This is a genomic window from Streptomyces sp. NPDC059743 (assembly GCF_042732975.1).
GTDB lineage: Bacteria > Actinomycetota > Actinomycetes > Streptomycetales > Streptomycetaceae > Streptomyces.
Genome location: NZ_JBHWGS010000029.1, coordinates 73732 through 85668, shown reverse-complemented (window position 1 = coordinate 85668; position 11937 = coordinate 73732). Strand labels below are relative to the sequence as shown.

Sequence of the window (11937 nt, the reverse complement as noted above, 5' to 3'; positions counted from 1 at the left end):
TGCCAGCACCGCCCGATTGACCATGATCGCCACACATGGATCATGCCACCCACCAGCAACGACACCCCACCCGCTATCACGCACCAACTCGTTAGCGTTTCGCTCATGCCCCCCCGGACGGCGACACCGACGAGCAGGACGCCGTGACCATCCGCTGCCAGGACAAACCGTCCGTCGGTGTGAAGTTCTGTGATCGGTACAGCTTCGACGAGGACTCGGTGCACTATGCGGTCGAGGTGTCGGCTCCAGGGCTGACCGCTCGCATCAACGAGGTGGTGGCCTGGCTCTGGGACAGCGATCTCGCGCCGTTCCTGGAAGAGCTGGCCGCGGACTACCGAGGCTGGGACGGCGAGCGGAACTGGCAGACAAACGACCGGGACCTGATCGTCTCGGCCGTTTTCCGGTCCGGTGGGCATATCGGTCTGACCTGGACCCTGCGCCCGTGGCCGAAGGCCGCCGGCGGCTGGAGCGCCTCGGTGACCACGTGGCTGGAGGCCGGCGAGCAGATGTCGGCCTTCGCAGCCGACGTCCGGCGTTTCCTCGCGAGGTGAGTGGCCGTGCCCGCTGGCCTTCGGATCACCTGGACGCCGTCTGGGCACGGCTGGGCGGACTGGGCGGACTGGGCGATTGAAGCGAACGCCGCGGAATTCGCTGCTCCGACGAAGTCGCGATGGTCTACGGCGAGACAGATCGAAGCCCTCCCGAACCCCCCGATCAGCCTCTGACGATGCAGAAGGGATGCCCGGCCGGATCTGTGAGAACCCGCGCCCTGGCCCCATGAGGCTGGTGATCCGGCTTGCCCGCGCCCAGCTCCAGCAGCCGTGCCTCGGCCTCCTCCAAGTCCTCCTCGACCTTGAAGCAGATATGAAGCTGCTGGGGAACGGTCTGGTCGGGCCAGCGCGGAGCCCGGTAGCCGTCGACCCGTTGAAAACCGATGACGAGTCCGTCCTCACGGCTGAGACCCGCGAAGTCGGCGTCCGACTTCGGGTGGGGTTCGAGGCCGGTGGCCTGCTGATAGAACGCCGCCAGAGCCAGCGGATCAGGGCAGTCGAGTGTTATCGCGCTCAACTTCATCTGCAGGGGCATGGCGCCTCCGTACCGATCGGTGGACTTTCGCGATGCACACCCTAGAGGTGGCCGTCCGCTTGCCCGAGCACTCCGAACCACGGCTCGGGCATGGTTCCTCATTGAACTGAAGCGGACTGCCATGCGCCTCGATGCAGTCCTGCGGCCGCAGCCTGTGTCAGTGGCATGAGCGAGGATCACACGCATGACTACGACCGCCGCCGACTACATGTGGTTCGAGGAACGCTTCCCGGATCTCGCAGAAGCGTATTGCTTCACGCTGGTGCACAATCTGGCACCTTCTGACGTGCTCCACCGCCTCGATGGTCGCGACGAGCCCGCACTGACCGGTACAGACGCGGTCGTCGACGCGGCCTTCGGCCTTTCACACCAGTCCGAAGGCAAGCGGCAGTTCATCGCCATGACCACCATCGAGTCCTGGACCCTGCTGATCGAACCCAACGGCTATCTCGGAGTCACCGAGGACAGGGCGCTGCCCGCTTCGGCGGGAACACGCTGGGTGTCGCACTTCGTCAACATCAACGGTGTCGATTCCTTTCTCTGGGCCGAGGACACCGTCAGGCGCCTCTGGTTCGAGCCCGTGCTTCCCGACCACCGCTGGGGCACCACCCCTGACGAACTGCTGAACGCCATGCACAGCATCGGCTTCCACTTCGGGGAGGACAGTCCCGAGACCGACGTCTCCCCGCTGGCAGCGTTTGCTCTCGCCCAGCATCTGACCGGCATCTCCATCACGCCAGAACTGCTTGAGGGCACCACATTCTCCTGCGGCAGCGTCGAAGTCAGGTGAGCGAGGTTGCTCGACCCGCCGATCACCACCGAGCTGCCCGTCTACTCGCCCAGCACCATCGGCCTGAAGACCCACGTCCACACCACGCCCGTCGGCGAGCGCCCGTTCATCGAGCTCGAACCCACCGACCGTCCACTCGCCGTCGAGCGGACTGCGCGCTCAGCCGGCGGGTGTGCCGAACCACCTGGGCAGTTGGCTGAGCAGATCCTGCTGATCTTCACCGGCCCACGCCACGTGGCCGTCCGGTCGCAGTAGTACCGCAGGCGCGTCCAGTTCCTCGCTGACGTCGACGACGTGGTCGATCCGGTCGGCCCAGCCCGCCGCCGAGAGCCGGCCGGTCTGGTCGAGCAGCAGTCCTCGGCCGCCGTGCATCAGCTCGTAGAGGCGGCCTCGCTTCAGCCCCACGTCGCGCATCCGCCGGCCGAGCAGTTCGTGGCCCTCGCCGAAGTCGTAGCGGACCCCGATCGCGGTGATCTTCTCGATCAAGTACCGGTTCACGTCCTCGAATTCCATCAGTTCCGACACCAGTCGGCGCACTGAACTGGGACCCGGCTCGGGAGACAGCAGCTGCATCTGTGCGCGGGTGTTGTCCAGTACGTCGGCGGCCACCGGGTGCCGTTCGGTGTGGTAGCTGTCCAACAGCCCTTCCGGCGCCCAGCCGTTGACCTCGGCGGCCAGTTTCCAGCCGAGGTTGAACGCGTCCTGGATACCAAGGTTGAGGCCCTGCCCGCCGGTCGGCGGGTGGATGTGCGCCGCGTCGCCGGCCAGCAGCACCCGGCCGGTCCGGTAGCGCTCGGCCAGCCGGGTGGCGTCGCCGAAGCGGGAGAGCCAGCGCGGCGAGTGCACGCCGAAGTCGGTGCCCGCGAAGGCCCGCAGCCGCTGCTTGAACTCCTCGAAGGTCGGCGCGGTCGTACGGTCCTCGGCCACTCCCTCGGCGGGCACGATGACGCGGTACGCCCCGTCCCCGAGAGGCATGGTGCCGAACCGCATATGTGTCTTGCGGACTTCGGCCACCACGGCGGCCAGCGTCTCCGGCGGCACGGCCACCTCCATCTCGCCCAGCAGCGTCTCGACCCTGCTGGGCTCACCGGGGAAGCCGACGCCGAGCAGCTTGCGCACCGTGCTGCGGCCACCGTCACAGCCGACGAGGAAGCGCGAGCGCAGCCGCGTGCCGTCGGCCAGCTCGGCGGTCACCCCGGCTCCCTCGTCGTCCTGGCTCAGCCCGACCAGTTCGAAGCCGCGCCGGATCTCGACGCCGAGCTCGGTGACGTGCTCGGTCAGCAGGCGCTCAGTGACCACCTGCGGGATGGCGAGGACGTACGAATGTGCCGTGTCCAGCCGGTCGGGCCACCGCTTGCCGATGCCGGCGAAGAAACCGCCGACCGCGAACTGCTTGCCGAGCGCGAGGAACCGCTCCAGCAGACCGCGCTGGTCCATCACCTCGACGCTGCGTACATGCAAGCCGAGCGCGCGGGACTGCCTGGTCGGCTCCGCCAACTTCTCCAGCACGAGCACGCGCACGCCGTGCAGCCGCAACTCGGCGGCCAGCATCAAGCCGGTCGGTCCGCCGCCGACAACGATCACGTCGATCATGAAACCCCCCATTAACGAGATTGATTCCCGGCCAGCCTCGCCGCGCAGTTGACCCATATGACGACAACAGCACACGCACTTCGCGAATCTCTGATTTCCGCAGGTCCTGGCCTCGGCCGGCAATTCTGCGGCACAACCCGGGTCTTGCCGCAAGCCCCCCGGTGCGCTATACGTTGAGCATGGAAAGGAGTGGGTACTCCTCTTTCCATTCCGACTGGTCCAGGTAGCAGGATCAGTTCTCCGGCACCGGAACCGTGTCCTCGGTCCCGAGCAGCCGAGCCACCTCCGCCGTGCACGCCAGGAATGAGCGCATTTCTGCCCCTCTCTCTTGCTCCGTGGACACGGAAGCATTCTGGATCGCGTCTGGCGGAACCGATCAGGAATCGAGAAGCGCCGGTCACCGAGCCGCACTAGCGTGACCGCATCGCCGTCCGGCGGGATCGGGCTGTCGGATTCCGGACTTGTTCCGGACTTGCCGTTCGCCCTCAAGCCTGACGATAAGCCGGACAATTCGGACCAGACCCTCGACTTCAGGAGTGACCATGACCGACGCTTCCGCCTCTTCCACCCAGGGGATCAAGACCGTGCTGCATCCCGTTTCCGACCTGGCGGCGGCCAAGAAGGTGTACGCCGCCCTGCTCGGCGCAGCGCCGCAGAACGACGACTCCTACTACGTCGGCTTCGAGGCCGCGGGCCAGCACATCGGGCTGGTGCCGGGCGGTGGACCGCAGGGCATGACCTCACCGGTGGCCTACTGGCACGTGGCGGACATCGAGGCGAAGCTGGCCGAGGTGACCGCCGCGGGCGCCACCGTGAAGGAGCCCGCGCACGACGTCGGTGGCGGCCGTCTGGTGGCCACCGTCACCGACCCCGACGGCAACGTCCTCGGGCTGCTCCAGGACCGATGAATCCCGATCCCCGCTCCCGTGCTCGGCGTCATCGCGACACCGAGCACCGGCTCACCGCGAGCCGAGCGAAAGAGCACCGGACGTAAAGAGCACCGGACGTACGGACACGTACGCTCGAAGCTGGTCAGATCGAGCCAGGCAACGAACGCCGACGGAGACCGCGAAGGCGGCCCCGCCCAACAGATGCCCCGCCCAACAGATGGAGACACGATGAGCACGGCCACGAGGACGGACACGCAGTCGCCCGCGCTGCACGTTGCCGACAGCCACGACCTGATCCGCGTACACGGCGCGCGCGTGAACAACCTCAAGGACGTGAGCATCGAGATCCCGAAGCGCCGGCTGACGGTGTTCACCGGTGTCTCCGGCTCGGGCAAGAGCTCGCTGGTCTTCAGCACGATCGCCGCGGAGTCGCAGCGGCTGATCAACGAGACGTACAGCACCTTCGTACAGGGCTTCATGCCGACGCTGGCGCGGCCCGAGGTCGACGTACTCGAAGGGCTGACGACCGCGATCATCGTCGACCAGCAGCGGATGGGAGCCGATCCCCGCTCCACGGTCGGCACCGCCACCGACGCCAACGCGATGCTGCGCATCCTCTTCAGCCGGCTCGGGCAGCCGCACATCGGCTCGCCCAAGGCGTTCTCCTTCAACGTCGCCTCGATCAGCGGAGCGGGCGCGGTCACCCTGGAGCGCGCCGGACAGACCGTGAAGGAGCAGCGCAGCTTCAGCATCACCGGCGGCATGTGTCCGCGCTGCGAAGGCCGGGGCTCGGTCACCGACATCGACCGCGCCCAGCTCTACGACGACTCCAAGTCGCTCTCCGAGGGCGCGCTGACCATCCCCGGTTACAAGGCGGGCGGCTGGAACTACCGGCTCTACAGCGAGTCGGGCTTCTTCGACCCGGACAAGCCGATCCGTACGTACACCAAGAAGGAGCTGCACGACTTCCTCCACCGCGAGCCGACCAAGATGAAGATCGCGGGCATCAACATGACGTACGAAGGGCTGATCCCGCGGATCCAGAAGTCGTTCCTCGCCAAGGACCGGGAGGCGATGCAGCCGCACATCCGGGAGTTCGTGGACCGGGCGGTCACCTTCACCACCTGCCCCGAGTGCGACGGCACCCGGCTCAGCGAGGCGGCCCGGTCGTCACGGATCGGCGGGATCAGCATCGCCGACGCCTGCGCGATGCAGATCAGCGACCTGGCCGCGTGGGTGCGAGGCCTGGGCGAACCGTCCGTCGCGCCGCTGCTGACGACGCTCGGGCACACGCTCGACTCGTTCGTGGAGATCGGGCTGGGCTACCTCTCGCTCGACCGGCCGGCGGGCACGCTGTCGGGCGGCGAGGCGCAGCGCGTCAAGATGATCCGCCACCTCGGCTCCTCGCTCACCGACACCACGTACGTCTTCGACGAGCCCACCACGGGCCTGCACCCCCATGACATCCAGAGGATGAACAGCCTGCTGCTGCGGCTGCGGGACAAGGGCAACACGGTGCTCGTCGTGGAGCACAAGCCGGAGACGATCGTGATCGCCGACCATGTCGTCGACCTCGGCCCCGGCGCCGGTACGGCGGGCGGCACCGTCTGCTTCGAGGGCACCGTCGAAGGGCTGCGGACCGGCGGCACCATCACCGGCCGCCATTTCGACGACCGGGCCGCCCTCAAGGAGACGGTACGGACGCCCACCGGCGCGCTGGAGATCCGCGGCGCGACGGCGCACAACCTGCGCGACGTCGACGTCGACATCCCGCTCGGAGTGCTCGCCGTCGTCACCGGCGTCGCCGGCTCCGGCAAGAGCTCGCTCGTGCACGGATCACTGCCGCAGCAGTCGGGGGCCGCCGGCGCGGGTGTCGTGTCGATCGACCAGGGCGCGATCCGCGGCTCGCGACGGAGCAATCCGGCGACGTACACCGGGCTGCTCGACCCGATACGCAAGGCGTTCGCGAAGGCCAACGGCGTGAAGCCGGCGCTGTTCAGCGCCAACTCCGAGGGCGCCTGCCCCAACTGCAACGGCGCCGGCGTCGTCTACACCGACCTGGCGGTGATGGCCGGCGTCGCCACCACCTGCGAGGAGTGCGAAGGGAAGCGGTTCCAGGCGGCGGTGCTGGACTACCACCTCGGCGGCCGGGACATCAGCGAGGTGCTCGCGATGTCGGTGGCCGAGGCCGAGGAGTTCTTCGGCGCCGGCGAGGCGCGCACGCCGGCCGCGCACGCCATCCTCGCGCGGCTCGCCGACGTCGGGCTCGGCTACCTCAACATCGGCCAGCCGCTCACCACGCTGTCCGGCGGCGAGCGGCAGCGGCTCAAGCTGGCCACCCACATGGCCGACAAGGGCGGCGTCTACATCCTCGACGAGCCGACCACCGGCCTCCACCTCGCCGACGTGGAGCAGCTCCTCGGCCTGCTCGACCGGCTCGTCGACTCCGGCAAGTCGGTCATCGTCGTCGAGCACCACCAGGCGGTCATGGCGCACGCCGACTGGATCATCGACCTCGGCCCGGGCGCCGGCCATGACGGCGGCCGAATCGTCTTCGAGGGCACCCCTGCCGACCTCGTCGCCGCCCGCTCCACCCTCACCGGCGAACACCTCGCGGCCTACGTCGGCGCCTGACCGAGGCCCTCGCGGACGGAAGGCTGCCACTCGCGGACGAGAAAGCGAAGGTCGCCGACGCGGCGGCCATCGCCGCTCAGGCGTCGAAGTCGAGCTGAGAACGGGTCCAGAGTGTGAGGTCGCTGCTGGTGGCGACGGCCAGGGTGCGGCCGGAGGCGGCGAAGCCGGCGGCACGGAGTTCCGAGTACGAGGAGTGGAAGACGTGCCACCACGTCCCTCCTGCCGGGCCTTTGCGCGCCCCGCCTCCGGTGGAGAGGATGACGCGGTCGTGAGGCCACTCGGGGCTGACGACGTCCACGGTCCAGCCGTCCGGCGTGGTGCTGTGCAGGCCGCCGCCGAAGAGGCCGGCGATACGGACCGGCGTGCCCTCGATCGGGCCGAGTCCTGGGCAGGTGAGATCCGGTGACGCGTCCGGCGTGCTGGTGTCCGGGTCGGGGTCCCGGTCCCGGGCGATCTTCTCGCCGGTAACCGCGTTGAAGAGCCCGTGGCCCTCGTGGGACACCACCATGACGAGGTCGTGCCCGCTGCCGGGATGAACGGCGAAGCCGATGCCGAGCAGCCCGCCGACCGCGATCACGCCGCTCGGCACCGGCTGCCACGGCTCCGGCGCCCGCATGACGGGAGCGGCGACGTAGCGTTCGCGCAGCTTCTGCTGGTACTCCGTGAGCAACGTGATCAACTCGTCCTCTCAGGGCGATCCGTGTCGAGGCGGATGATACGTTTCCGGCGTTCGTTCGTGTTCGGCCTGGGATTCGGCCCGGGATCAGGAAGTCGGGGAGGTGAAGTTGATGACCGCGCTTAGGGCCACTGCCGTGCGCAGCGTCCGGATCATCCTCACGCTCCGGGCGACGGTCTGACCTCGTCCTGATCCGCTCTCGCCGGGAGCGTGAGCTCGCGGGGCGACCATCCGCTGCCCGGCGGCACCGTCCGCTATCCTGCACCGTTCGGTATCTAGATCTACAGATCTACTGCCTGCCCATCCTTCATCAGGGCTCGATGACCACCTTCAGTGCCTCGCGCCGGTCCATGGCCCGGTAGCCCTCGGGCACTTCGGCCAGGCCGACGGTACGGTCGAACACCCGGCCCGCTTCGACCGTACCGTCGAGGACGGCGGGCATGAGTTTGGCGCCGAAGTAGCGGCCGAGGTCGGTACGGTCCTTGTGCCGGCCCATGAGAATGATCCGCTCGGCACCGAGCCGCGCGGCGGACAGCACCGCCAGCAGGCCGACCGCGCCGTCGCCGATCACCGTCACCGTGGTCCGCGCGCTCACCCGGGCCTGCTTCGCGGCGTGGTGGCCGGTGGCGTACACGTCGGACAGCGTCAGCAGCGACGGCAGCAGCGCGGAGTCCTCGCCGACGGGCAGTTTGACGAGAGTGCCCTGCGCCAGCGGGACACGGATCGCCTCGGCCTGCCCGCCGCCCATGCCCTCGGAGTCCCAGAACCCGCCGTGGCGGCAGGACGTCTGGAGACCCTCGCGGCAGAAGTCGCAGGTGTTGTCCGAGCACGCGAACGGCGCCACGACCAGGTCGCCGCGCCTGAGGCCGGACACCTCCGCGCCGCTCCGTTCGGCTATCGGCCGATCGCGTCGAGTTGTGCCACCGCGTCGGCCGGGAGTTCGAGGTCGGCCGCGGCGACGTTCTCGTGGAGGTGGGGCACGGAAGAGGTGCCCGGGATGAGGACCGTCGTCGCCGACCGCTGGAGCAGCCACGCGAGTGCCACCTGCTGCGGCGAGGCATCGAGGCGGGCGGCGACGGCGGTGAGTGTCCCGGACTGGAGCGGGCTGAAGCCGCCGAGCGGGAAGAACGCGGCGAACGCGATGTTCTCGGCCGCGCACCGGTCCACAAGGTCGTCGTCCTGCCGGGCGGCGAGGTTGTAGAGGTTCTGTACGGTCACGACGGGCGCGATGGTCTGCGCCTCCGTCAGTTGCGCCGAGGAGACATTGCTCAGTCCGAGGTGGCGGATGAGGCCCTCCCGCTGAAGCTCCGCCAGCGCGCCGAACTGCTCCGCGACGGACTCCTCCGTGGTGCCCTCGGCCGATCCGACCCGCAGATTGACGGCATCGAGGGCGTCCAGACCGAGATGCAGCAGGTTCTCGCGCACCTGAGCCTTGAGATCGTCGGGCTCCAGCGACGCATTCCAGGAGCCGTCGTCACCACGGCGGGCACCGACCTTGGTGACGATACGGAGGTCCGCGGGATACGGGTGCAGGGCCTCCTTGATGATCTCGTTCACGACGACGGGACCGTAGAAGTCGCTGGTGTCGATGTGCGTGATGCCGAGATCGACCGCCTCGCGGAGCACGGCGACGGCCTGGTCGCGGTCCTTGGGCGGGCCGAAGACTCCGGGTCCGGCGAGCTGCATCGCGCCGTAGCCCATACGGCTGATGGTGAGGTCGTCGGCGAGCGTGAGAGAGCCGGCGGAGGTTGCGCTGGTCATTTTGTTCCTTTCATCGCGGATCAGAGGTCCGGTCCGGTCCGCTCCGAATTCCGCTATGCCGACTGTCCTCCTCTTCCGCTCCCGGTGGGAGTGCCCCGATGTTCCTGGGAACGACACGGCCAGTCAGACCTCGGACCGTCTCAAGAGCGGCCAGGTCGAGCCGCCGAAGCCTGGCCGGGTCCGCGATCACCTCGTATCCGACGATCTTCTCGCCCTCCCCCGTGACGGCGAACGTAAACGTAAGGACGAGAAGCAGCCGTCCGCCCGGCGCCACGACCGCTCCCATCGCTCCGTCCACGAGCGCCGGTTCCGCGAAACGCGCCCTCCGTCCGAAGACAACGACTCCCTTCGCCACCGCCCGCGCCCCACGGACCTCCGCCGGCACGCCCGGCGGGAGAGCGGCGCGGTCGGCGCGGCGTACGACGTCGGTGGCCAGCACCGCGAGAATCGCGTCCAGATCGCCGCTGCGCGAGGCGGCCAGAAAGGCGTCCACCACGCGCCGATGCCGGGCGAGTTCGGCGGCGGGAACCGCGGGAGTGCCCCGTACCTTGCCGCGCGCGCGGCTGGCGAGCTTCTTCGTGGTGGCCGGTGAGCGCTCCACGACGGGAGCGATCTGGTCGAACGGTACGGCGAACATGTCATGCAGTACGAAGGCGATCCGCTCGGCCGGACCCAACGTGTCCAGCACCACGAGCAGCGCGCGGCCGACCGAGTCGACCAGCACCGCTTCCCGCTCCGGGTCACCGCCGTCGCCGCCGCCACCATCACCGCTGTTCCCGATGTGATCCGGCAGGTCCTGCCCGACGAGGTCCTCCCGGCGCGCCGCGCGGGTGCGCAGCATGTCCAGGCAGAGACGTGAGACGACCGTCGTCAGCCAGCCGGCCAGGTTCTCGACGCCACGCACATCGGCGCGGCTGAGCCGCAGCCAGGCTTCCTGGACGGCGTCGTCCGCCTCGCTGAGCGAGCCGAGCATCCGGTACGCGACCGCCCGCAGGTGGCCGCGGTGCGTCTCGAACCGTTCCGCCAGCCGGTCCTGCCCGTCCGCTCCCCGGTCCTGCCCGTCCGGCCGCCGGTCCCGCTCGTCCATCGGTCACCTTTCTCCGTCGCGGTCCGTCACCTGCATGTCCGTCACCTGCATGACGTACGCGACCGCGCGGACGTGACAGGCAAGCACCCCCATGGCCCGAAGTGGCCCGAAGGAGATACCGACCATGAGCACGATCCCCTCGACCGCATCAAGCGCGACAACCCCATCCAGCCCGGTGCCCGCCCTCGACCAGCCGCTACTGCGGCCGACGGACCTCGGAGACCTCCGGCTGCCCAACCGGGTGGTGATGGCTCCCGCCACCCGGGCACGCGCGGCCGACGCCGACCTCGTACCCACAGAGATGCACGTCGCCTACTACAGCCAGCGCGCCGGCGCCGGGCTGATCATCACCGAAGGGACCTGGGTCAGCGAGCGGGCGGTCGGCTTCGTCAACGTACCCGGCGTCTACAGCGAGCGGCAGGTCCGCGCGTGGCGGCGGGTCACCGACGTCGTACACGCCCTCGGCGGCCGTATCGTCCTCCAGCTCTGGCACACCGGTGCCGCCTCGCATCCCGATCACCTCGGCGGCCGGCTGCCCGGTGGGCCGTCCGCGGTCAATCCGTACGAGAGGTCCTTCACCCCGAGCGGCTTCAAGGACACCGTCACGCCGCGCGCGATGCCCCTGGCGGAGATCGAGACCACGATCGCGGACTTCGGCGCTGCCTCGGAGAACGCGCGGCGCGCCGGATTCGACGGCGTCGAGGTCCATGCCCTCGGCCCGTTCCTGATACCTCAGTTCCTCAACCCGCGGCTGAACCGTCGTACCGACGCATACGGCGGCGACCGCGCCCGGCGCCGACGTCTGCTGCTCGACATCATCGACGCGGTGGCAGCGCCCTGGGACAGTCGGGGTGTGGGCGTGCGGCTCTCGCCGTACTGGACCTCGGGGGCCGCCGGGGATTCCGAGGCCTCAGCCGCCTCAGGGGCCTCAGGGGCCTCAGGGGCCTCAGGGGCCTCGGTGGCCTCGGTCGCCTCAGGTGGTTGTTTCACCGCCGACGAGACGACGCTCGCCGACTACGACGAACTCGTGGCCCGGCTCAACGACCATCCCGTGGACTATCTGCACCTGCTCGGACGCCGACTCCCCGCGCCCGGCGCCACACGGGATGCCACACCGGATGCCACGCCGAGCGCCGCGCCCGACATCGCCGCGATCGCACGCTACCGACGTCTGTTCGACGGCCCTCTGATCGCGAACCTGGGCTTCGACCGCGCGTCCGGGAACGCCGTCGTGGAAGCGGGCATCGCCGACGCCGTCTCGTTCGCCACGCACTTCATCGCCAATCCCGACCTCGTCACCCGGTTCGCCCTGGGCCGCAAGTTGGCAACGGGCGATCCCGCCACGTACTACACCGGCGGTGCCGCCGGGTACGTCGACTACCCCGCGAGCGAGTGGTGAGCAAGCGGTGAGCGACTCGCG

Annotated in this window: 11 protein-coding genes and 1 pseudogene; 6 read left to right on the top strand and 6 right to left on the bottom strand. The window is 69.1% G+C overall.

Going from position 1 to position 11937, the window contains the following annotated elements:
• Positions 1 to 143 precede the first annotated feature (143 nt).
• Complete coding sequence (locus ACFV6H_RS36495; protein ID WP_385551019.1) at positions 144 to 551, top strand: DUF6228 family protein; 408 nt, start codon at positions 144 to 146, stop codon at positions 549 to 551.
• A gap of 163 nt (positions 552 to 714) precedes the next feature.
• Here ACFV6H_RS36495 and ACFV6H_RS36490 read toward each other — a convergent pair whose 3' ends face one another.
• On the bottom strand, positions 715 to 1086 hold the full coding sequence (locus ACFV6H_RS36490) for a VOC family protein (protein ID WP_384982918.1): 372 nt from the start codon (positions 1084 to 1086) through the stop codon (positions 715 to 717).
• 184 nt (positions 1087 to 1270) lie between these two features.
• Between ACFV6H_RS36490 and ACFV6H_RS36485 the strand changes: the two genes are divergently transcribed.
• Both ACFV6H_RS36485 and ACFV6H_RS36480 read left to right on the top strand, forming a co-directional pair.
• On the top strand, positions 1271 to 1876 hold the full coding sequence (locus tag ACFV6H_RS36485; protein ID WP_385551017.1) for a DUF6461 domain-containing protein: 606 nt from the start codon (positions 1271 to 1273) through the stop codon (positions 1874 to 1876).
• 6 nt (positions 1877 to 1882) lie between these two features.
• On the top strand, positions 1883 to 2131 hold the full coding sequence (locus ACFV6H_RS36480; RefSeq protein WP_385551015.1) for a DUF2199 domain-containing protein: 249 nt from the start codon (positions 1883 to 1885) through the stop codon (positions 2129 to 2131).
• On the opposite strand, the gene rox is transcribed toward ACFV6H_RS36480, so the two are convergent.
• Positions 2036 to 3469, bottom strand: a complete 1434-nt coding sequence (rox, locus tag ACFV6H_RS36475; protein ID WP_385551013.1) for a rifampin monooxygenase — start codon at positions 3467 to 3469, stop codon at positions 2036 to 2038. The two genes, ACFV6H_RS36480 and rox, sit on opposite strands and share 96 nt — an antisense overlap.
• Before the next feature lie 542 nt (positions 3470 to 4011).
• Between rox and ACFV6H_RS36470 the strand changes: the two genes are divergently transcribed.
• A complete protein-coding gene (locus ACFV6H_RS36470; RefSeq protein WP_385551011.1) occupies positions 4012 to 4377 on the top strand; it encodes a VOC family protein in 366 nt (121 codons plus the stop codon).
• 210 nt (positions 4378 to 4587) lie between these two features.
• Positions 4588 to 6993 (top strand): ATP-binding cassette domain-containing protein, encoded by a 2406-nt coding sequence (locus ACFV6H_RS36465; protein ID WP_385551009.1) that lies wholly within the window; start codon positions 4588 to 4590, stop codon positions 6991 to 6993.
• A gap of 76 nt (positions 6994 to 7069) precedes the next feature.
• Here ACFV6H_RS36465 and ACFV6H_RS36460 read toward each other — a convergent pair whose 3' ends face one another.
• The 4 genes and pseudogenes from ACFV6H_RS36460 to ACFV6H_RS36445 all read right to left on the bottom strand — a co-directional run bounded on the left by ACFV6H_RS36460 (position 7070) and on the right by ACFV6H_RS36445 (position 10517).
• On the bottom strand, positions 7070 to 7663 hold the full coding sequence (locus ACFV6H_RS36460; protein ID WP_385551026.1) for a hypothetical protein: 594 nt from the start codon (positions 7661 to 7663) through the stop codon (positions 7070 to 7072).
• A gap of 316 nt (positions 7664 to 7979) precedes the next feature.
• Positions 7980 to 8567, bottom strand: a pseudogene (locus ACFV6H_RS36455) (alcohol dehydrogenase catalytic domain-containing protein); the annotation flags it as partial.
• Positions 8564 to 9430: an oxidoreductase gene (locus ACFV6H_RS36450; RefSeq protein ID WP_385551007.1), complete on the bottom strand. Its 867-nt coding sequence runs from the start codon at positions 9428 to 9430 to the stop codon at positions 8564 to 8566. The pseudogene ACFV6H_RS36455 and the gene ACFV6H_RS36450, both read right to left, overlap by 4 nt.
• 10 nt (positions 9431 to 9440) lie before the next feature.
• Positions 9441 to 10517, bottom strand: coding sequence for a sigma-70 family RNA polymerase sigma factor (locus ACFV6H_RS36445; RefSeq protein ID WP_385551005.1), 1077 nt, complete (start codon positions 10515 to 10517; stop codon positions 9441 to 9443).
• A 124-nt stretch (positions 10518 to 10641) separates the two neighbouring features.
• Here ACFV6H_RS36445 and ACFV6H_RS36440 point away from each other — a divergent pair, with 124 nt between their 5' ends.
• Entirely contained in the window at positions 10642 to 11916 is a 1275-nt protein-coding gene (locus tag ACFV6H_RS36440) for an alkene reductase (protein ID WP_385551003.1), read from the top strand.
• Positions 11917 to 11937: the final 21 nt, after the last annotated feature.